Origin of the sequence: Stomatohabitans albus, assembly GCF_036336025.1 — a bacterium.
Classification (GTDB): domain Bacteria; phylum Actinomycetota; class Nitriliruptoria; order Euzebyales; family Euzebyaceae; genus Stomatohabitans; species Stomatohabitans albus.
On record NZ_JAYKKE010000002.1, the window covers coordinates 435,663 to 458,239 of the forward strand.

The following is a 22,577-nucleotide window of genomic DNA, read 5'->3' on the forward strand; positions in this document are numbered from 1 at the left end:
GCGATGACGATCCAACTTCGTTACCCAGCCGATCTCCCCATCACAGACCATGTTGAGGAGATTCTGCAGCTATTGGACCACCATCAGGTGGTTGTGGTTGCTGGTGAAACTGGCAGCGGGAAGAGTACGCAGCTACCCAAAATTGCCTATGCCTCTGCTTTAGCTCGTTCTCGAGATCGTCGTCCAAAATTAATTGGGCACACCCAACCTCGCCGCATTGCAGCACGTGCCGTTGCCGAACGTGTAGCCGAAGAAATGGGCACAACAATCGGACAGGCGGTTGCCTATACGGTTCGCTTCACCGATACAACGGGCCCAGAAACTCGCATCAAGGTGATGACAGACGGGATTTTGCTCAATGAGTTTCAACGTGACCCCGCATTAAACCGCTACGACACCTTGATTATTGACGAGGCGCATGAGCGCAGCCTGAATATCGATTTCATTCTGGGCTATCTCGCCAACCTATTGCCTAAACGCCCAGATTTACGGGTGATTATCACATCTGCCACCATTGATACCGAACGGTTTGCTGAGCATTTTGCTCACCATGGTGAACCTGCTCCGATCGTGCAGGTGAGTGGGCGCACCTACCCCGTTGAGATTCGGTACCGCCCCTTGGACGCACCGAGCGGAGCGGCGCATCCTGAAGACGATGATTTTGAGGGCAACAACGTCGATCGTGATGTCACCGAAGGGATTGTGCTCGCGGTGCATGAACTGTGTGCTGAAGGCCCAGGAGACATCTTGGTCTTTACCAGTGGGGAAGGTCCTATTCGTGATGCCACTGAAGCGCTCTCCAAGGCGGCAGCCCATGACCGGTTACTCCAAGGCGTTGAAATTGTGCCATTGTTTGCTCGCCTGAGTGCCCAAGAACAGCACAATGTGTTTAGCCCGCATACGGGTCGTCGCATTGTTATTGCGACCAATATCGCCGAAACGAGTCTGACCGTTCCAGGTATTCGCTATGTCGTTGACTCAGGGTTGGCCCGTATCAGTCGGTACGGTCGAAAATCTAAGGTGCAGCGCCTCCCCATTGAAGCGATCAGCCAAGCCAGTGCCAACCAGCGTTCTGGACGCTGTGGACGCATCGGTCCGGGTATTGCGATTCGCCTATATAGTGAAGATGATTTTCACCAGCGCCCGGCGTTTACTGAACCCGAGATTCTACGGACGAATCTTGCCAGCGTGATGTTGCAGATGACCAGTCTGGGGTTGGGTGATGTTGCCGAGTTTCCTTTTATTCAGCCACCAGATAAAAAGGCGATCAACGACGCAAAAACAACGTTAGATGAACTGGATGCAATTGAGGCGGCACCCCAAGAGCCCAATGGGCAGCGCTTAACCGACATCGGTCGTGCTATGGCCCGCCTGCCGGTAGACCCACGGTTGGCACGCCTGATGATTGCCGGCGCTGCCTTTGGGGTCTTAGATGCTGCCATCATCTGTACCGCAGCGTTATCGCTTCGTGATGTACGCGAATATCCTGAAGCGCAACGTGATGTCGCAGTCGGACTGCACCGGCGTTTCGATGACCCCGCCTCTGACTACCTCACCGTGTTGGCGTTATGGAATTATCTTCAAGACCAGCGTGCCGCACTATCAGGTACCAAGTTTCGGGCTCTGTGTAAAGCTGAGTTCATTCACTTCTTGCGATGGCGTGAGTGGGTTGACCTGGTTAACCAGTTATGCAAGGCAGCCAAGGATGCATTTCTCGTTAGCGACACTGCCAATCGAGTCCAAGATCATGATGATGCCCGTGCACCCGGTGAGGCACTTCATCGTGCGGTGCTTGTGGCGATGGCTGCCGGTGTTGGCCAAAAACGGATTCCAACATCAGGACCTCCTCAATCAAAAACAAAACGACGCCGACCGCCGCAGAAGGGGCCGGTCACGTACAGCGGTACTCGTGGTACGCAGTTTCGTCTTGGGAAGCGGTCAGCAACGTCTACCCATCCACCAGATTGGGTGGTTGCAAGCGAAATCGTTGAAACCACCGGCCTGTGGGCTACCCATGTCGCCACCATCGACCCCCAGTGGATTGTGGGGTTACTCCGCCACCATTGCACATTTACTCGTTCTGACCAGCGTTGGATGGCCGACCGTGGGCAGGCCGTGGTTACGGAGCGTATCTCATTCCGTGGGCTAGTCATCGAACCAGGCAGGCCTGTTCCGCTAGCCCACTTCGATCAAGGGGCCGCACGGGACTTGTTTATTCAAGAAGGCCTTGTTGGTGGCCAGCTCACTGCACGCTCAATGACGCCGGAGCTTCAACGGGTCATCACCGCCAATCAAGCGGCAATTGATGATGCCCATGAGCTTGAAGATCGGATGCGTGCCCGTGGGATCATTGACCCTGAAGCGGTTCTCATTGACCGGTTGATGGCTGTTTTGCCCAAATGGGTTACTGGTGCAACTGAGCTTACCAAGTGGATTCGTAAAGGTACCCGACCGTTAAAGCGCCGTGATGGCGAGTCGAATTCAGCGTTAAAAGAACGCCGTGCCAGGGCAGCAAAACAGCGTGAAGCATCGATCACCTTTCGAGCCCAGCAACTGATTGGAGATGCTGACGGCCTTGGTGGGCGAGGGTTTCCTGACCACCTCACCATTGATGGACACGAGCTTGGGGTGACCTATACGTTTGATCCGAGTGATGCCGAAGCCGATGGGATGACGATACATGTCCCTGTAGGGGTACTGCCTGCTATTACGCCTGGGGCGGGTGATTGGCTGGTACCAGGGTTCCGTGCAGAACTGATCGAAACGATATTGCGCGGGCTGGATAAGACCATTCGTCGTGGCCTCAGCCCGATAGCCACGACGGCACAACGATATGGTGAACAACTTGACCCTGCGGACGGTCCTTTTAACCAGGTGTTAGCAACAACGATTTCCAACCAAGTCGGTCAAATCGTGACTGCGGCACAAATAGCCCAAGTCGATCGGCCCGCTCATCTCCGGGTTCGGTGGGCGGTAACCAACAATGGCACCATCTTGGCCACAAGTCCCGATTTGGGGGCGCTTCAAGCTGGGGTTGCCGGACATATGCGGGCGGAAATTAAAAAGGTGGGTGCTGAGTTAGAAGCCGACGGGCTTGACGGGTTCCCGGAGACAGATTTACCACGAGCGATCACTCGTCAAGTTGGCGGTCATGCGGTAACCGGGTACCCCGCGCTGGTTCCCGATACAGACGGGAAGCATGTTCGGATTCGTATCATGCCAACAGAAGCTACCCAACGCTCAGGGATGGTAGCCGCACAACGCCAGTTACTTCTTGCTCACTGTGCCCGACCGTTACAGGTGGTCAATGGCACATTGGGCGCGAGAGATAAATTACGGCTCACCCTTGCACCCCATGAATCTGTAGAGGCCTTGGCCGCAGATATGGCTGGGGCAGTCGTTGATGATTTGCTGATGCGTACGGGTGGGGTGGCTTGGACGCATGCCGATTTTGTAAAACGGACTGAGGTGATTGACCGGCATTGGAAAACAGAGATCGCCCAAGTTGCCCGAATTGTGGTGTCAGCATTAACAATTGCTGAAGCCGTTAATGCTGCGCTCACCACGCCAACCCAGCATCGTCCAAGTTTGCAGGTGCGCGCCAACGTCTTGTTGCGGTACCAGCAACTCGTGTATCCCGGTTTTGTCACGGGTATGGGAGTAAGCCAATTACGAGAACTCCCCCGCTACCTTGATGCGTTGCGCTTACGGCTACTGGCCTTGCCCGGCAGCTTTGATAAGGATGATCGAAACCAGCTTGTAATGGTTGATTTAGAGGAGGACTTCGCTGCTCTTAAACGAGCAAGGGTTGCTACTCAAGCTGAACTTAACGCCATTCGATGGCAACTCGAAGAACTCCACGTCCAGCTCTTTGCGCAGCGCCTTGGTACGGCGCAAAGCGTGTCTGAACGACGGATTCGTAACCAGATTCGTGCCCTTATTCAACGCGACCAACCGGCATAATGCGGCCTGGAGTCCTGGTAATAGGGGTGACATCACAACTCCACATTAGGGTTAGCAATGCTAGAGAAGCCAAGCAACCAGGGCATGCATGATGGCTGCAGCCGATGTATCCAGCAACCACCACTGATGTAAAGATAGCCACATTCGTAATCACTAGGATTTTTATCGAATAGTTCCTCACCTGGTGAATTGGTGGATTTCTACATTGCAAATACGGACGTTTTGAATGTGGGTGTATGCACTACGGGTGTGCGGCCAGGTCACGAATATATGACAAAACGGCGGGTATACCGCCGTTTTGCCTACCTCTGTGTATGGAAAATAGTGTTTGGACTAGCGACCTGCTGCCTGAAGGGCCGCTTCCTTCGCTTCCTTCGCAACCTTGTGGGGATCTGGCAGATCGTCAAATCCCTCAAAATCATCGAACTCATCGAAAAGGTCGTCGTTCGCTTGCTGGGATTGCATCCAAACCCACACGATGGCGGCAAGTAGCAATCCAAATAACCCAAATTTCAGCACGTTTTTCATTTGATTATCCTGTCAATTAAAGCAATGTATTGAGGCTGACTACCCGAGGTCGACCGTGTCGTCTCCAACTGCGTCCTCAACTAAACGCTTTGCGTTTTCCTTTGCTTCTTCAGCAGCTTCGTGGACATTAGGAATATCGTGCTCTGTATCCAGCAAGGTGAAGTCATCAAACTCATCAAATAAGTCGTCGTCATCACTGCCGTACAGCCACCAGGCCGCTGCTACGAATAGGCCAAGGCCGCAGGTCATCAAGATAATGAGCCACCACCAGACACCGAGCCCTTTTTTCTTGGGCTTGATCGCTTCAGCTAGCTGGGTGCGCAATTCCTCAACCTCAGCCTCAAGCGCCTTGTTGGCGTTGGCAAGATGCCGGGTATCGAGGGGATCGATTGAGCGGACTTTATCCACAAGCTGATCAAAATCAAATTTTTGCAAAGCACTCTCCATATTCGAGAATTTGTTTTCAACACGCCCATCTAACTGATCAGCAACCATGCGGAACCCTTTGGCTCCGTAGTGTGAAATCTTGTCAGACGCAAAGTTGGCGAAGGGTAGGGCTGCCCGTATGACAGCTCCGGTCTTAGAACGCTTAAACACCGTTTTCTCCTCTGTCGTAGACAACCTCGATGTACTCACCTTATACCAAAAGCAGCTCAGGTACCGATTCATATTTGCGATACCTACGACTTTTGGCCAATCACTGGCAGACTTTGAGGTCTCATGAGCCTTACATCACTTGATTTTGCAAGCGCAGTTCACCAGCGGCGCACGTTTGCGATCATCAGCCACCCTGACGCTGGTAAAACGACCTTAACGGAAAAATTCCTGCTGTATGCCGGGGCGGTGGGTGAAGCCGGTGCAGTCAAAAGCCGTCGAGTTGCCCGAGGAACTCGTAGTGACTGGATGGCACTCGAACAAGAACGTGGGATTAGTGTTTCGTCAACCGTCATGCACTTTTCGTGGGGTGATTGGCATTTCAATCTGTTAGATACCCCTGGCCACGCAGATTTCTCAGAGGATACGTATCGCACGTTGTGCGCCGCCGATGCGGCCATCATGGTGTTGGACTTTGCAAAGGGTCTGGAACCTCAAACCCTAAAGCTCTTCAAAGTCTGTCGAGACCGGGGGCTTCCTATCGTTACCTTTGTGAACAAGTGTGACCGGCCAGGCCTTGGCCCCTTAGGCCTTATCGATTCAATTGAAGCAGAAATCGGGGTACGTCCGGTGCCATTTAACTGGCCGGTAGGTGACGGGCCAGGTTTCGTTGGCATCGTTGACCGAGAAACCCGAAACCTTGTTCGAGTTGGTGATACCCAGTCAGGTACCCGCAAAGGCACGTTTATCGAAGAGCCTTTTGCCACAGCCGACCCAGGTGCCTGCCCCACCGATCGTTGGGAACAAGTGGGTGAAGAGTTGGATCTGCTCGATATGGACGATCGTGACTTTGACCACGATGCGTTCATGGACGGCAAGATTTCACCCATGTTTTTCGGCTCAGCCTTGCACAACTTTGGTGTCGAGATTTTGCTGCGTGGCTTTGCTGAACTGGCCCCTCCCCCATCAGCTCAACCAGTTATTGATGCAAAAGACACTGCCGCCACTACCATCATTGGCCATCGTGACCTTGACGCACCCTTTAGCGGTCAGGTGTTCAAGATTCAAACGAATATGAATCCTCGACACCGTGACCGGATGGCATTTTTGCGTGTGAACTCGGGGGTATTTGAACGCGGTATGAGCGCCACACTCGCACGAACGGGGCGTAGCTATCAGCTTAAATACGCCCACCAACTCTTTGCTGCGGACCGAAACAGTGTGGATGCGGCTGTACCGGGTGACATTGTAGGTCTCGTTAATGCCACGGATCTGGTGCCTGGGGACACGTTGTATATGGATAAACCCGCGACGTTTTTACCAATCCCAACCTTTGCACCTGAACAGTTCATGAGTGTCCGCCTCGGAGACACCAGTCGGGCAAAGCAATTTAGAAATGGGTTAGTCCAACTCGATGAGGAAGGTGTCATTCATGTACTCCGTCGCCTTGATTTAGGCGACCAGCTCCCTATTTTGGCCGGTGTGGGTGCCTTGCAGTTTGAGGTGGCCGCCCATCGGTTTGAACATGAGTTTGGGGCTCCGGTTCGCTTTGAACCACTCCCCTGGGTTGAGGCCCGGCGTATCGATGCGTCTGCTGTGGACGCTTTACGTGACCAGTTCCGGTCAATCATTGTGCAAAACTCACGCGGTCAGTACCTGATTTTATTTGGGTCAACGGTGGCATTGGACAAAGCGATCACCGACCACCCCGACATCACCTTTGTTGAACTCGGAACCGGCCTGGCCATTCGCCGCTAGTTCGTCTCGGTCAACCCACGCTGAAAGGCGGTGTGTCGGTGTATCGTATCGGGCCGATACGGGTACACCGACACACAGTCAATAGGTGTGGCTAGCTCAAGACGGTGATCTTCCCCACGGAGGCAAAGTGGCCTAGGTCTTCGTGGTGGGGAATGATGCGTGCGGTGACCCCGTGTTCACCCGCATTGGTCAAATGAAGGTTGCCGTGCCAGCGGCCATCGTCACCAATGGCAAGGTCAAGTACATCTGGCTCAGTGATGGTGCCATCAACGGTGACTGCCCCATGGAGGACTTGAACTTTCACATCCGTTGGGTTCAGCGAGCCAAGGTTGGCTTCAATGACAATTTCACGCTGTTCACCAGCGGTTGCTGCGCTATCGGCGATATGGACCGCATTGATCGTGACTTCATGCCAGGCCTTGCGGACCTTATCCTTCCAACGGTTGAACTCAATAGCACGCTGACCGGCATGTTCAGCCAAGCGCTTGGCGTGTTCGCCTAGCGGGGTGTAGAGCTCATTCGTGTAATCCATCACCATGCGCGTAGCAAGGACCTTGGGGCCGTTTGTGGCCAAGGAATGACGAACCCGCTTCATCCAGCGACGGGGATACAAGTTTGTTTCACGATCCCAGAACAAGGGAATAATCCGGTGTTCAAGGAGGTCAAACAAACTGGCCGCATCAGAGGCATCTTGTTGTGCATCATCGGCATGCATGAAACGGGTACCGATAGCAAAACCATTTTCAACGCCGTTGCTGCTTTGCGTTTCAAAGTCAGAATCTTCTGAGCTGATATACATTTCGTCCCACCAGCCATCAAGCACACTGGCGTGGAGACCACCATTCAATACACACTTTTCACCAGATGTACCAGATGCTTCATGGGGGCGACGTGGATTGTTTAACCAGACATCCACCCCATGCAGCATGTAACGGGCTACTTCCATGTCATAGTTTTCAATGAAGAGCAGACGCTTACGCATCTCAGGGTCATCTTTAGTGAAGTCAACAATCTGGCGAATGAGTGACTTGCCTCCGTCATCAGCTGGATGGGCCTTCCCCGCGAAAATGAACTGAACGGGTCGGTGTGGATCAGTCAACAATTTACGCAACCGTTCTGGCTGGCTGAGAAGCAAGGTTGCCCGTTTATAGGTTGCAAAACGTCGTGCAAACCCGATCGTTAACGCATTAGGGTCTAACGCTTCGTTAATCCAATGCAGGGTTGGTTCACTCGCGCCACGTGCAATGTGTTGGTCACGAGTCCATTCACGCGCCTTTTCAACCAGCTTGTAGCGGTTATGCACGCGAGCTTCCCACAGACGTTCATCGCTTATATTGCCGGCGTTAGCCCAAGCATCAGGATTCCAGCGCCAACCTTCGGCCAGATGCTCATCGAATATCTGGCTCATTTCATTGCTTGTCCATGTTTCAGCATGAACGCCATTCGTGATTGACGTAATTGGTACGTCACTTACTTCAACGCCAGCCCAGACAGACTGGAACATTTCTCGGCTTACTTGGCCATGGAGTTTGGATACACCGTTTGCCTTGGATGATAAGCGCAACCCAAACATCGCCATATTGAACTTATCGGAACCATTTTCATGACCCAAACTCAATAGAGCATCCATACCACCAAATGAATCCGCAAAGTTTGCAAACCAGTGTTCAATTAGGCCGCGATCAAAGCGGTCGATACCCGCAGGAACCGGCGTGTGCGTTGTGAAGAGCACCCCTGCCCGGGCAACTTCTTTTGCTTCCTCAAAGGTCATCCCGTTGGTAACCCCGTCGGTACCACCAGGAACAAGTACGCTGCGCTGGCCGGTGATCAGTTGGCGCATACGTTCAAACTGTAAGAACATCGCGTGGCCCTCGTTAGCATGAAAGACCGTGGGGGTGAAGGGCACAACACCGAGCCGAACAGCTTCTGCTAGTGCTCGAATCCCACCGATACCTAACACAATCTCTTGACGCACACGATGGGTTGCATCACCACCGTAGAGGCGGTCGGTAACCACACGGTCATCAGGGTGGTTGCCTTCAACATCTGTATCCAATAACAACAGCGGCACCCGTCCAACAGAAGCCACCCATGTTTGTATGGTCACGGTACGGCCATCGAGATCAACCGTTACATACACAGGCTCACCATGTTCAGATAGGCGTTCAACTGGCATGTCATGGGGATTGACATCGGGGTAACTCTCACGCTGCCAATGGGTTGAGTCAAGGGATTGATTGAAATAGCCGTGGCGGTAAAACAAACCGACACCGCTCAGGGGCAAGCCCAGGTCACTTGCACTCTTGAGGTGGTCTCCTGCCAGAATCCCTAGCCCTCCAGAATAAATCTGCATGACTTCCGTTAACCCAAACTCAGCACTGAAATAGGCAATGCCTGTTGGTGGGGTTTCTTGGAACTGGGCCCACATGTCTCGTGTTAAATAGTGTTGGAGTTCATCGTGTTCACGAGTTACACGCGCCAAGAATGCCTCATCATGGCGTAGGGACTCCATACGGTCAGGGTGCAAACGATTAATGAACTTGACCGGATTTTCGCCTGTTTCTTCCCACAGGTCAGGGTCAATACTGGCAAAGAGGTCTAAGGTCGGACGATGCCAAGACCAACGAAGGTTGGCGGCCAATGCGTTGAGTTGCTCAAGTTCTTGAGGCAACGATGGTTTGATGCGAAATGTACGAATGGCCTTGGCCACGAGGTCTCCTCTGATTAGGGGCAGTTGACGAGCACTGAGAACTAGTTTGACGTATTTAGGGAATTAGACCTATGACTTTGCATAATTTGTGGTTTTCTACTAATTCTGTTGCTGTGCAAAATCGTATCCAAATCACTCAAGTCCAGCCTCAAATTGATGGGGGTCGTTACGCGGCTAAAGGCGTAAATAATCGTCAAATACCCGTGTCTGCAGTTTGTTTCCGAGAAGGTCATGATCTTGTTGCTGCCTCCGTACGATTCCGGGCAATCAACGAACATGATTGGAGAATTACTCCACTTAGTGCCCAAACATTTGATCGTTTTACCGCCACCATTACACCTGATTCGCTGGGGGCTTGGGAATTTGAAATCGTCGCATGGACAGATCATTGGCGGTCTTGGTGCGACGGTATGCGCAAAAAAGTTGATGCATTTGTTCCCGATCTTGATGTCGATTTTGCTGATGGTGCCCAGATACTTAATGAACACATTGCCCTCGCTGAAGATGACCCTAGTGCGCAAGCACAATTGCATGCCCTAGCTACCGCATTAACTGACCCTACTTATCCCTACGCTGACCGGATCAAGGCCGCTGAAGACCCACGGATAGATGCACTTATTAGGGCGCATCCATGGATGCCAGATGCCTCTTTCTCCGGTGCACTTCCCCTTTGGATTGATCGCAAACGGGCTGCATTTAGCACCTGGTACGAGTTTTTCCCCCGTTCCATCGGGTCTGACGGATTTACGTCCGGCACCTTCGCCCAAGCCGAATCCGCATTGCCACGTATTGCTGAAATGGGCTTTGACGTGGTGTATCTACCACCCATCCATCCCATTGGGATAACGAACCGAAAAGGTCCCAATAACTCGCTGATTGCCGGACCAAACGACCCTGGGGTGCCCTGGGCGATTGGGTCTGACGAAGGTGGGCATATGGCTGTCCATCCAGCACTGGGCACATTGGATGATTTTGACCATTTTGTCCAAGCGGTGAAGGACCTCGGCATGGAAGTCGCATTGGACTTTGCCATTCAATGTTCCCCTGACCATCCTTGGGTGAAGGAACATCCTGAATGGTTCCGTATCAAGAGTGATGGTTCTATCGCCTATGCAGAAAATCCCCCAAAGAAATACCAAGATATTTATCCCATAGATTTCAGCACCCCAGACCAAGAGGGGCTTTGGAATGCCCTCTATGAGGTGGTGATGTTTTGGATTGGGCACGATATCGCCATCTTCCGTGTTGATAACCCCCACACAAAAGCATTGAACTTTTGGGAGTGGTTAATTGATAAGGTCCACCAAACGAATCCAGATGTTATTTTCTTGGCTGAGGCCTTTACCCGCCCAGTGATGATGCATCAATTAGCCAAACTCGGATTTACGCAGAGCTACACCTATTTTGCTTGGCGCCGCCATAAGCAAGAAATGATTGATTATGTTGTTGAACTGGTGACAGAAACCGCTGACTTCTTACGTCCAAACTTCTGGCCAAATACACCAGATATTCTGACCGACCAGTTGCAGAGCGGATCGCGGGCAATGTTTGAGATTCGTTGGGCATTAGCCGCATTGTTAAGCCCAAATGCCGGTATGTACTCCGGATATGAACTCCTCGAACACACTGCAGTTGCATTGGGGAGTGAAGAATATAAAGACAGCGAAAAATACCAGTTCAAACCTCGTGACTTTAACAAAGCTCACTCTATTGCCCCTTGGATCAAACTGGTCAATGGCTGGCGGCATACCTATCCGCATTTCCAACACCTAACGAATGTGTGGTTCCACGGCGCCGACCACGATGATGTACTCGTATTTTCAAAACATGACCCTAACGGTGGCGACCCACTGCTAGCCGTCATTCATATGGGCGCAAACGAACCAATTAACACGTGGGTCCATCTCGATTTGCAACGCCTCGGCCTTCCTGAGCAAGCCTCCTATAAAGTAAGAGACCTAGTATCTGGAAATACATGGTTTTGGCATGGAGCCCACAACCCGGTGTCGCTCAATCCATGGAACGGCGCACCAATGCATCTCTTCGATTTGTCTCAGAAGGTGGACTAAATGGCATCAATGGTTTTCGATGGAGCTGGTGAATGGCTTGCCAACCAGCGCTGGTTCGGGGCAAAAGATCGCACGATCGAACACATTATCCCGACCAATATTTGGCAAGTCAGCAGCCCAGAGGAACACCCCACATGGCTGATAACCGTCGATCTTCATGGGCAAGACAAAAGTATTGGCACCATCACGTTACTCGTAACACGGTGTTCAGCGGATGATCCAGACCGGATTGGTGAGGTTGATCACATCCCTGTTGCCGAGGTGAGCACCCGTCCTGGAGCCATTTTGGTACTCGTGCGTGCGGTCCTTGACCATCGATCTCTTCCAGATGGGTTGCGCTCGGGATCAATGAACACGCTGACTGAGCTACCACTGAAAGAAGCCCGTGTTATCGGTGGTGAACAAAGTAACTCAACCTTTGAAGTGGATGGGCAAGTTGCGGTCAAACTGAATCGTACGTTTGAGGACGGACCAGACCCAGAATTTGAGCTTGGTCGTGAATTGACCTTGGCTAAAACTCCTGGTGTTGTACCCCTACTGGGTGTAATGGTTGGTCCACGGCTTGAAGGCATCATCACCATCCATGCCCTCGTCCATGACGCCATAAATGGCTGGGAAGCCGCCATGGATACGATGCGGGGTAAGGATGTGCTCCTCTCCCCCTCCTGGATGTACACCCTCGGCCAGCATTTAAAAACCATTCATAAACATCTCCATGATCGATTGCCCGTTGATGCGCCTCATTTGAACGCACATGACTGGGAAGAGCGGCTGAATACCAATAGCCAGGAAACTATTCAGGCTATGGCTGAAGCAGGTTTTGATGCCACCGGCGGGTTAATGAACCACCTGAACTACGTGCTTGGCCACCTCCCACGCCACCCAGAACCGGTGCAGCGAGTTCATGGTGATCTTCATCTCGGACAGACTCTTATCGAATCTGATGGTGACTGGTGGATTATTGACTTTGCCGGTGAACCTGGTCGTAGCCATAGTGAACGGCATGAACCCAAAGGTCGGATGCATGATTTAGCCGGCCTTACCCGTTCAATCGCCTATGCGGAAGCAACGGCTATTCGAGAAGGGATGGATCCACGTTTCGCCCATGAGTGGGCACAAGCCTCACGCAAGCAGTTGCTGTCTGGATACGGGCTAACGACCGCTGATCGTCAATGGCTCTATGTGCATGAACTTGAACGCCATCTCTATGAAGTACGCTATGAGTTATCGCATCGCCCTGAATGGGCAGCAGTTCCCCTCAGCGGCTTCGATGATGATCCCACGGACATTATTCGAGCCGATACCCCACCTGCGCCCATTATTCCAACCGTAGTTACTAAGGCGAAACCAAAATCTTCCCAGGGTGACCACTACGCCATCGTCATTGATACACCAACACCCATCAATGGTGCATCTACCGATACCAAACCGGTGGGTATGACGGCTCCTTCAGATGTACAGACACATGAACCGGATGAGGATACAGACCCCGATAGCGAGTCTGACCCTGCCGAAGAAGATGCGCCAACTGACGATACCCCACAAACCATGTCGACTGACGTGCAGGTAGAGGTGCAGGTGAACGACCCTTCACAATCTGATACCGACTCAGCTCCCATTTCACCGGTGTCATCAGATACGATCGACCTACCTAGTGACGATGAGGAGGACACAATGACCGATATGTCTTCTGGTAGCGAACCAGAACCTCGTCCATCACATGACGTGCTCTTGGAGATGGCACCACAATTGGCAGACGGCCGGTGTGTAGCTCCCCACGATGTCTTGGGTGTCCATCGCACCGCTGATGGTTGGGTTCATCGAATCTGGCGTCCAGATGCCACAGACGTGTTCTATCACGTTACCCCTGATGCCGCTCCGGTAGCAGCCACGGAACGCCACCCCGGACTCTTTGAATCGCCTTTCTTTGATGACCAACCCAACCCTGGTCAGGCACGCTGGCAGGTGCATTATGGAGACGACGTATTCACCCTTGTTGATCCCTATGCATTTGAGCCAACCATCGGTGAACTCGATCGGTATCTTTGGGGTGAAGGTCGGCATGAAGAAGCCTGGACAATGTTGGGTGCGAACCGGCGGACCTTGCACGGTATCAGTGGGATTGCGTTTGCGGTTTGGGCACCCAATGCTCATGCAGTTCGGGTGATCGGAGAGTTCAACTCTTGGGATGGACGGCTTCATCCCATGCGGAGTTTGGGTGAAAGCGGAATCTGGGAGCTATTCATCCCAGATGTGCCCGATGGGTCCCTCTATAAGTTTGAGCTTGTGACGGCGGATCAGCGTCTTGTCACTCGTGCTGATCCATTTGCGAAGTATGCGGAGATTCCACCGGGTCAGGCAAGTCGTGTCTTTACCTCATCGGGTATAGATACCGCATCACCAAATTGGACGCCCGAAGAACGGCCGCATGCTGAGCAGTTGAGTATCTACGAGGTTCATCTTGGTTCTTGGCGCTGGCATGAAAACCGGCCGCTTACGTATGCTGAGTTAGCTGATGAGCTCGTGCCCTATGTTAAAGAATTGGGCTTTACACATGTTGAGTTTCTCCCGGTCGCAGAGCACCCCTATGCGCCATCGTGGGGATATCAAGTAACCGGTCAGTTCGCGCCAACCAGTCGGTACGGTTCTCCTGATGATTTCCGGAAACTCGTGAAAGCTTTCCATGATGCCGGCATTGGGGTCATCGTTGACTGGGTACCAGCGCACTTCCCTAAAGATGAGTGGGCGCTTGCCCAGTTTGATGGCACCCACCTGTTTGAGCATGCCGACCCACGCCAAGGCGAGCATCCTGACTGGGGCACGCTTGTGTATAACTATGGCCGCAATGAAGTGCGTAACTTCCTGGTTGCAAGTGCCTTATTTTGGATTGAAGAAATGGGCGTAGATGGGCTTCGGGTTGATGCCGTTGCCTCAATGCTGTATTTGGATTACAGCCGTGAAGAAGGGGAATGGGTTCCCAACGAATACGGTGGGCGAGAGAACCTTGCGGCTGTTCGATTCTTGCAAGAGGTCAATGCCACGGTCTATAAGCGCAACCCATATGCGCTTATGATTGCTGAAGAGTCAACGTCATGGGACGGAGTTAGTCGTCCGACGGACCAAGGTGGGCTGGGGTTTGGATTCAAGTGGAATATGGGGTGGATGCATGACACCTTGGAATATATTCAGCACGAAACGGTGCACCGGAAATGGCATCATGACGATTTGACCTTCGGATTGGTGTACGCCTGGAGTGAGAATTTTGTGCTCCCCCTTTCCCATGACGAAGTTGTCCATGGCAAGGAGGCGTTGCTTGCAAAAATGCCTGGTGATGACTGGCAGAAATTTGCCAATCTTCGTGCGCTCTATGCTTGGATGTGGGGCCATCCGGGTAAGCAGTTGCTCTTTATGGGTTCTGAATTTGGCCAATGGCGTGAATGGTCAAGTGAGCGTGAACTCGACTGGGGATGCCTCGCCGCAGAACCGCATATCGGTATTCATAAACTCGTCACAGATTTAAATACGGTACAAGCTCAATATCACGCAATGTATGAACTAGATACCGTTCCAGAAGGGTTCACCTGGCTCATTGGAGATGATGCCGATGACAATATTCTGGCTTTCGTTCGTAACAGCGTTGACGAGCATCCTCCAGTGGTGGTGGTTGCTAACTTTGCTCCGGTTCCACGATATGACTTCCCTATACCACTCCCCCAACGAGGGGCATGGCGTGAGATTCTTAACACCGATGCAGATATTTATGGCGGGTCGGGAGTAGGAAACCAAGGGTGTGTACATGCCGGTCTAGAGGGATTTAATGGACAGCCTGCCTCTACACGGATGACGATTCCCCCCTTGGGTGTTCTTTACTTCACCCCAGATTTGGATAAGTCCTAGCTGGTCATCAGATTAGAATCACACGATGGGGTATGGCGGTACATCGCCATACCCCTTTCCTCAAACCGGTGGTGTGATCTGCTCCTACCTGGTGACTGGGGTTAACCATCCATGGGTATCAGGTGCAGTACCTTGTTGTATTGCCCGGAGTTGTGCTCGAAGTGCCGTCGTAGTATCACCCGGCTTACCATCACGAATGGGTACTTCTTGACCATCGACAATTAAGGTGCCTACCGGCGCCATGATCGCTGCCGTACCGGTCAATGCCACTTCACCGGTTGGGGCAAGGGAAACCAGTTCATCCACACTGATATGGCGTTCTTCAATCGTCATACCATTGTCACGAGCAAGTTGAATGATGGAGTCCCTGGTCACCCCGTGTAAGAATGCATCAGATAGCGGCGGTGTGATCAGTGTGTTTTCAGTAAAGACCATCACGTTGCTGGCTCCGGTTTCTTGAATATCCCCACCTGGGGCAAAGAGTACCTGGTCAGCTTCATAGGCCGCTTCAGCAGCCATGGTTGGTGGCAGGGCAAGGGCATAGTTTGCACCTGCCTTCGCCCGCCCAAACATTGGTGTGGTACGCAACAGTTCTGTTTCAACGGCAATACGCAGGGCTTTATCGGCCGAAAAATACTGCCCGACAGGACTCACGAGGACCATAAAAGAAGCGCTTGTGCTGGGATGACCAGCTGCTCCGATATTGGGTTCGGTCCCAATAATCATCGGGCGGACATAGGCACTATCTGGCTGGGCTGGGATCGCATCCAAATTGGCCTGCACCGTGGAATAGATCGCATCGGTCATGAACGCAGCCGGAGGATGGGGTAGATGCATGAGTGACGCCGTTTGGACCAGGCGGTTTACGTGGGCATCTAAACGAAATAGACGAACAACACCATCCTCCCCACGATGGGCCTTTAACCCTTCAAAACATGCACTGCCATAGTGCAAGACATGGGCAGCAGGAGAAAGTGAGATCGGTCCAAATGGTTGCATCGTTACCGGCTCATAGACCCCGTTGGCATCTGATTGGCTGACGGCCATGAGGGGGGCAAAGGTGGTACCGAATGATCCGGCCATGGAGGCTCCTTCAAGATAGCGGGGTGCAACAGTCTAGTTCATAAACTACAACTGAAACTGCCGGTGAGAGGTGTAGGGAAGGGCTTAGGACGCGGATGTGCGCAGGGCGATGTGCATGATGGCAGTAACCATAACCATACCCAAGCCGATCCAGGCAACGACAATGCTGCCTTGGGCAATGCTCATGCCAGCCGTGAATGGCCAGAGGGTTCGAAGTGACCCAACCATCAGTCCGAGTAAAGCACTCATTGTCGTGGCACGATGATGGGTGAGGAGCCAAGTAAGTATCTTCGAAAATCCGCCCAGGCCAATAGCCGCTCCGAGTGCAAAGGTAACGACATAAGGCAGGTTGAGACTTTTAAGTGCAGTCAGTGTGGGGGTATACATTCCCAGGACAACGAGCAGATAGGCTCCGCTGATACCTGGAAGAATCATTGCGGTGATTGCAATGGCTGCGCTGAGAAAAATGCGGAGGTAGCCGGGGTCGGTGACCGTTCCGGCTTCATTCAGCCCCACTAGCCAAAAGGCAAACAACGCAAACGCAATCATCACTACCCAATCGCGGGGCTGGAGCGACCGACCAATTTCTCGGTAGGGTGCTTGCAAGCTTGCTGCTACCAACCCAAAAAAGAGCGCACTTGTGACCGTCGGGTAGGTAGCAATAAGGTCGGGCAAAATGTGGCTCGCAGTGACCACGGAGAGCCCTATCCCCAGTACTAGTGGCAACAAGAAGAACCACCGAATATGTCCCAGTCGCTTCAGGGATTGCCGCCACTTGCCTTGGAAGAGTAACAAAATGGCGTCAACTCCAATGGCAATAGAACCAACGAGCCGGTCGTAGATTCCACAAATCAAGGCCATCGTGCCACCAGAGACGCCGGGTACGGCATCGGCAGCACCCATCAGGAGACCCTGAAGAATGTGAATGATCGGAGTTGTTGGGGAAGTATCTCGATACGACGTGCCTGAGTGTTTAGCCATGGCCGTTACTGTATGCGGTCATTCGGGCTGAGGGCAGCAACACTGCGTCCTTCCAACATGAGTACCGACCCACCGGTCACCGTGTTGGGCAGTGATTCAGCAGTATCAACAACGACTTCCCACACCATGTTGGTATCTCCTGGAACAGTGACGGCCTGATGACCAGTATCTGCATTGAAGATGGCAACCAGGTCCTTAGGCTGATCAACACCGTTCAAACTCAGTGCTGGGTCTATACGATCACCTAGGAGGTGCATCGTGAAGGTACGTAAGGCATCGTTGTGCCAATCAGCTGATTCCATCGGCTTGCCGTCTGGTCGCAACCACCGCACATCTTCGGGTTGTAGCCACGCGTGACGCCGTAACACCGGGTTATTGCGGCGGAGGTGGACAAGGTTTGATGTAAAGGCGAATAGCGCACTATCAGCATGTTCCCAATCAATCCAACTCAGTGGGGCATCCACACAGTAGGGATTGTTATTGCCGTATTGGGTATTACCGATATCGTCACCGCCAAGCAGCATTGGCACTCCGATACTCAGCATCAAGGTGGCGAGCAGGTTGCGTTGTTGGCGTGCGCGTATCGCATTGATGGCCGGGTCGTCGGTAGGACCTTCAACCCCATGGTTACTGGAATGGTTATGCACATCACCGCTTGAGTTATCATCAAAATTGGCGTGATTGTGACGTTCTTCGTAGCTAACAAGGTCATTGAGGGTGAAACCGTCATGGGCAGTGACGAAATTGATGCTTGATTCACAGGTACGCATATTGTGCGCAAAGGTGTCCTGGGATCCTGCCACCCGATTAACGACATTGGATATTTGCCCAGGTTGGTCAAGGAGCCAGAACGAGCGAATCTGGTCACGGAATCCCCCATTCCATTCACTCCAAGGGTGTGGGAAGTCACCAAGGCGGTATCCATCACCGCCGAGATCCCACGGTTCCGCAATCAATTTGACCTGTTGAAGTACCGGATCTTGGTGAATGGCGCTCAGTACCGGGCCGTGCATCTGTACGCCGGAATCGCCTCGGGCCATTGTTGATGCCAAATCAAAACGGAACCCATCTACACCCATTTCAGTAACCCAATAGCGGAGGCTATCCATAATGAATGACACCATCTGCGGCTGGCGCATATCTGGGGTATTCCCGCAGCCAGAAAAATCAACGTAGTGCGTTCGGTCCCCGCCAAGCCAATACCATGCACGGTTGTCAAACCCTTTGAAATTAATAACCGGACCGGCCATATCGGCTTCACCGGTGTGGTTATACACCACATCCAAAATCACTTCGATTCCGTTGGCGTGCAAGGTGTCAACCATATATTTGAAGTCGGTGACTTGTTCACCACGGGTCCCGAGTGAAGAATACGCCGAGTGCGGCGCAAAAAACCCGACGCTGTTGTATCCCCAGTACTGGGTTAAACCCTTGCGGACTAAGAACCCATCATCGTAATACTGATGGACCGGTAATAACTCAATCGCAGTAACACCAAGCCGTTTGAAGTGATCAATAACCGCCGGATGGGCTAATCCGGCATAGGTGCCACGCAGGGGCTTTGGCACGTCAGGATGGGTGGCGGTAAACCCTTTTACATGGAGCTCATAAATGACACTGTCACGCAGACGATGATTGGGGCGTCCAGGAAACCGCCATCGATACACCGGGTCGATAACGACAGACCTCGGCATCACATTGGCATTGTTGAGGTCATTGCGTTCGCGCACATTGCCCGTGTGGTCTTGGGTGGATTCATCCCACTTCAACCATCCGTCAAAGGCACGTCCCCAGGGGTCCATAAGGAGTTTCTTCGGGTTGCACCGATGCCCCTGGTCTGGGTCCCACGGCCCATCAACACGAAAACCGTAGTGGGTGCCAGGGTCCAATCCGGCTATCCACGCACCCCAATTCCCACCATTCATATTTTCGAGCGGCACTTGATGCTCAACCCCACCGTCATCAAATAGGCACAGGTCAATGCCCTTAGCCACGGTTGAATACACCCGAACAGAAGATCCCCGTCCATCCCAATGCACACCAAATGGTTGTGTCAGGCCGGGGTCGTTTGGTTTTAGTGGGCCCAATCCGCCTTGGACTGGATTCATACACAACATCCTCTCTACCGGTAATCCCCTAAAGGGTACTGAATGCGCGTAGACCCATAGGTGATGTTCAGCACATTGTGTATAGGTTCGGCAGGTAGTGGTGTACTTCTTACTGTTCAATGGGTAACGTAATGAAATGCCAACAACTCCCAACCCCCCTCGACGCAATACGGTGTTCATGCACGTGCTTGTCGCCCTGATGCGCATCGTCTTTTCTTCGGCCATGAACCTGCGCATTGTGAATGGCCCACCCCCAGGGTTTGATGGACGAGCCGTAATGGTAGGCAATCACCGTTCATTCATTGATTTTGCAACCGGTGCAATCGCTGCGGTGAAATACAACATTCCTATCCGCTTCCTCGTTGCGTACGAATACACGGAAATACCCGTGTTTGGTTGGCTCTTAAAAGAAGCCGGGGCTATTCCCGTGTATCGTGACGATGATCGACGCGGCGGGGTGCTTGGCGATGCTGAGCAGGCGTTGCGCGGCGGGTACTCCGTTGTGATTATGCCTGAGGGTTCTCGCCTATCGCATAATCGTGAGAACCCTACGGAGATGGGCCGTTTACATACGGGTGCAGCACGTCTGGCTGCCCAGAGTGACGTACCGATCATGATTGTTGGCCTCGCCGGAACCGAAAAGGCATGGCCGGTAGGGAAATGGCCACGCTTCTTCCGTCGAGAAAAAGTGGTGTTCTACATTGACCAGACGTTCTTTCACACAGACCCGAACCTGGCGGCTCGGGCCAATACGCAGCGACTACGTGAAGCGATGACCAGTGCAATTGTTCGAGCAGAAACCGAACTTGCGGCATGGAAAGCGGCCTAGGCCACGTTCGCTATGACACCGGTGGCTGACCGGTACTCCCGGTCAGCCACATCGGAGCCGCATTGGCTCTCAATAGGGTTAGTCTCCCCTACCAGATTTGAACACGTTCACTAGGTTCAAGCCACATGGCATCATCAGGGGTTGTTTCAAATGCCTCATGGAACGCATCGACGTTCTTTACGATATTGGCTCGAAACTCTGCTGGTGAGTGGGGATCAACGGCCAAGAGTTGACGGGCACGCTCATTACGAGATTGCGAACGCCAGGAACGGGCCCATCCGACAAAGAACCGCTGGTCGGCGGTCAATCCATCAATCGTGTCATCAGCACCATGGTCACGTACATAGGCGCGCCAGGCCTGTAATGCGATACCTACCCCACCGAGATCTCCGATATTCTCACCCAAGGTCAATTCACCGTTCACACCCGTGAGCGACTCGGATTCTTCAGCCAGTGCTCGCGGGATAAGCCCCTGGAACTGGGCAATCAATGAAGCCGTACGGTCTTCAAATGCTTCGCGGTCAGCGTCAGTCCACCAATTCTGAAGTACCCCATCACCGTCATAGCGACTGCCTTGGTCATCAAATCCATGCCCAATTTCATGGCCTATCACGGCTCCGATGCCACCATAGTTATAGGCAGGGTCGCCGTCTGGGTCGAAGAAGGGTGGCTGCAAAATGGCTGCCGGAAACACAATTTCGTTTTGGAGTGGGGAGTAATACGCATTGACCGTTTGCGGAGTCATGAGCCATTCGTTCTTATCGCGTGGCCGATTCAATCGGTCCAACTCATAGGCGTACTCAAATCCACGACAGGCCAGCACACTATCAATAAGGTTCAGGCCATCAAGACGGAGTTCACTATAGTCACGCCAGGTAATCGGTGACCCGACTTTTGGGGTGAACTTATCGAGTTTGGTCAACGCTTTGGTCCGCGTTGAGGCTTGCATCCAGTCAAGGTTGGTTATGGACTCACGATAGGCATCAAGGAGATGGGTGATGAGCTCATCCATCTGTACTTTGGCGCGCTCAGGGTAGTGCTTGGCGACATAGCGTTTACCAATGGGTTCACCGAGATAGCTTTCAACCAGTCCAATTGCGCGCTTATAGCGAGGGCGAATAACCTCAGTCCCGTTCATAATGCGACCACTAAAGGCAAAATCTTCATCCACGATTGCCTGTGGACCAAGACTTGCGATCGCGCGAATGGACCGCCAACTCATCCAGGCTTTCCAGTCCGCTAACGGCTCTGATGTCAACACGGCAGCCATCGCGGGCACCACATCAGGTTGGCTGACCAGAATGCGCTCACGAGCCTGTTCTGGTAAACCGATGGCGTCAAGGAATAGGTCTATCTGCGGCCAATCGTCTCGAAGCTGATCAACGCTGCGTGGATTATGTGTCGCAATGGCATCGCGGCACTTTGCACGATCCCAATGGGCACGAGCAATCTTGGTTTCAAGGGTGATGATGCGGTCTGCCCACGGGCTTGCCTCCCCGTCAAGCCTTACGAGCTGATGCATATTGATCAGATGGGAGCGATACGCTTCCAATATCGGGCCATGTTCTGCCTCAAGGTAGTAGGCCTTATCGGGAAGCCCGATACCGCTTTGTCCCATATGCGGCACATACCGGTCAGGGTTGTCCGCATCTAACCACACATAAAAGCCAAATACACTGCCGGTCCCTTGCCGGTACTGCTGACCGGACGCGGTAATAAACTCCTCAAGTGAATCAATGGCCTCAATAGCGGCCAACCGTTCATGAAAAGGTTCAAGCCCAAGGCTTTCAATACGATCTTCATCCATGAACGCGTCGTACAAGTGGGCTATCAAGGCATCTTCATGGTCATTCACCGCATTTGCAGCACTTGTTTCAATAATGGTCTTGACATGCTCTTCACTGAGTTCCCTGAGCTGCTCAAAGGACCCCCAGGATGCTTTGTCTTCAGGAATGGGGTTGTCAGCGAGCCAATCATTATTGACTGAACCCCAGAGGTCATCTTGGGGACGGATTTTGGCACTAAACATCGAGGTTTCCTTTACCAGTAAACAAGCG

At 52.6% G+C, this 22,577-nt stretch carries 12 protein-coding genes; 5 read left to right on the top strand and 7 right to left on the bottom strand.

Annotated features, from left to right (window positions below; translation table 11 throughout):
- Positions 1-3 precede the first annotated feature (3 nt).
- Positions 4-3,963 (top strand): ATP-dependent RNA helicase HrpA, encoded by a 3,960-nt coding sequence (gene hrpA / locus VCU37_RS07010; protein WP_336249920.1) that lies wholly within the window; start codon positions 4-6, stop codon positions 3,961-3,963.
- Between the two features lie 333 nt (positions 3,964-4,296).
- Here the strand turns inward: hrpA and VCU37_RS07015 are convergent, their stop codons facing one another.
- Positions 4,297-4,491: a hypothetical protein gene (locus tag VCU37_RS07015; protein ID WP_336249921.1), complete on the bottom strand. Its 195-nt coding sequence runs from the start codon at positions 4,489-4,491 to the stop codon at positions 4,297-4,299.
- 39 nt (positions 4,492-4,530) lie between these two features.
- Positions 4,531-5,088, bottom strand: coding sequence for a hypothetical protein (locus VCU37_RS07020; protein ID WP_336249922.1), 558 nt, complete (start codon positions 5,086-5,088; stop codon positions 4,531-4,533).
- A 123-nt stretch (positions 5,089-5,211) separates the two neighbouring features.
- On the opposite strand from VCU37_RS07020, the gene VCU37_RS07025 reads away from it, so the two are divergent.
- Positions 5,212-6,843: a peptide chain release factor 3 gene (locus tag VCU37_RS07025; RefSeq protein WP_336249923.1), complete on the top strand. Its 1,632-nt coding sequence runs from the start codon at positions 5,212-5,214 to the stop codon at positions 6,841-6,843.
- Positions 6,844-6,934: 91 nt separating this feature from the next.
- Here VCU37_RS07025 and glgP read toward each other — a convergent pair whose 3' ends face one another.
- Positions 6,935-9,553 (bottom strand): alpha-glucan family phosphorylase, encoded by a 2,619-nt coding sequence (glgP, locus tag VCU37_RS07030; RefSeq protein ID WP_336249924.1) that lies wholly within the window; start codon positions 9,551-9,553, stop codon positions 6,935-6,937.
- Positions 9,554-9,666: 113 nt separating this feature from the next.
- On the opposite strand from glgP, the gene VCU37_RS07035 reads away from it, so the two are divergent.
- Together VCU37_RS07035 and glgB are read left to right on the top strand one after the other, a co-directional pair.
- Positions 9,667-11,622: an alpha-1,4-glucan--maltose-1-phosphate maltosyltransferase gene (locus VCU37_RS07035; protein WP_336249925.1), complete on the top strand. Its 1,956-nt coding sequence runs from the start codon at positions 9,667-9,669 to the stop codon at positions 11,620-11,622.
- Entirely contained in the window at positions 11,623-15,519 is a 3,897-nt protein-coding gene (gene glgB, locus VCU37_RS07040; RefSeq protein WP_336249926.1) for a 1,4-alpha-glucan branching protein GlgB, read from the top strand.
- Between the two features lie 84 nt (positions 15,520-15,603).
- Here the strand turns inward: glgB and ilvE are convergent, their stop codons facing one another.
- The 3 genes from ilvE to glgX all read right to left on the bottom strand — a co-directional run bounded on the left by ilvE (position 15,604) and on the right by glgX (position 19,691).
- Positions 15,604-16,602: a branched-chain-amino-acid transaminase gene (ilvE, locus tag VCU37_RS07045; protein WP_336249927.1), complete on the bottom strand. Its 999-nt coding sequence runs from the start codon at positions 16,600-16,602 to the stop codon at positions 15,604-15,606.
- Positions 16,603-16,686: 84 nt separating this feature from the next.
- A complete protein-coding gene (locus VCU37_RS07050; protein ID WP_336249928.1) occupies positions 16,687-17,583 on the bottom strand; it encodes a DUF368 domain-containing protein in 897 nt (298 codons plus the stop codon).
- A gap of 5 nt (positions 17,584-17,588) precedes the next feature.
- Positions 17,589-19,691: a glycogen debranching protein GlgX gene (glgX, locus tag VCU37_RS07055; RefSeq protein WP_336249929.1), complete on the bottom strand. Its 2,103-nt coding sequence runs from the start codon at positions 19,689-19,691 to the stop codon at positions 17,589-17,591.
- A 136-nt stretch (positions 19,692-19,827) separates the two neighbouring features.
- On the opposite strand from glgX, the gene VCU37_RS07060 reads away from it, so the two are divergent.
- Positions 19,828-20,520: a lysophospholipid acyltransferase family protein gene (locus VCU37_RS07060; RefSeq protein WP_336249930.1), complete on the top strand. Its 693-nt coding sequence runs from the start codon at positions 19,828-19,830 to the stop codon at positions 20,518-20,520.
- A gap of 88 nt (positions 20,521-20,608) precedes the next feature.
- On the opposite strand, the gene VCU37_RS07065 is transcribed toward VCU37_RS07060, so the two are convergent.
- Positions 20,609-22,549, bottom strand: a complete 1,941-nt coding sequence (locus VCU37_RS07065) for a M13 family metallopeptidase (protein ID WP_336249931.1) — start codon at positions 22,547-22,549, stop codon at positions 20,609-20,611.
- Between the last annotated feature and the right edge of the window lie 28 nt (positions 22,550-22,577).

Bases quoted from the DNA above. Each gene is read 5' to 3' on its own strand.
- ilvE (WP_336249927.1), bottom strand. From the start codon at position 16,602: ATGGCCGGATCATTCGGTACCACCTTTGCCCCCCTCATGGCCGTCAGC.
- VCU37_RS07060 (WP_336249930.1), top strand. From the start codon at position 19,828: ATGCCAACAACTCCCAACCCCCCTCGACGCAATACGGTGTTCATGCAC.
- glgB (WP_336249926.1), top strand. From the start codon at position 11,623: ATGGCATCAATGGTTTTCGATGGAGCTGGTGAATGGCTTGCCAACCAG.
- VCU37_RS07065 (WP_336249931.1), bottom strand. From the start codon at position 22,549: ATGTTTAGTGCCAAAATCCGTCCCCAAGATGACCTCTGGGGTTCAGTC.
- hrpA (WP_336249920.1), top strand. From the start codon at position 4: ATGACGATCCAACTTCGTTACCCAGCCGATCTCCCCATCACAGACCAT.
- glgX (WP_336249929.1), bottom strand. From the start codon at position 19,691: ATGAATCCAGTCCAAGGCGGATTGGGCCCACTAAAACCAAACGACCCC.
- VCU37_RS07050 (WP_336249928.1), bottom strand. From the start codon at position 17,583: ATGGCTAAACACTCAGGCACGTCGTATCGAGATACTTCCCCAACAACT.
- VCU37_RS07015 (WP_336249921.1), bottom strand. From the start codon at position 4,491: ATGAAAAACGTGCTGAAATTTGGGTTATTTGGATTGCTACTTGCCGCC.
- VCU37_RS07025 (WP_336249923.1), top strand. From the start codon at position 5,212: ATGAGCCTTACATCACTTGATTTTGCAAGCGCAGTTCACCAGCGGCGC.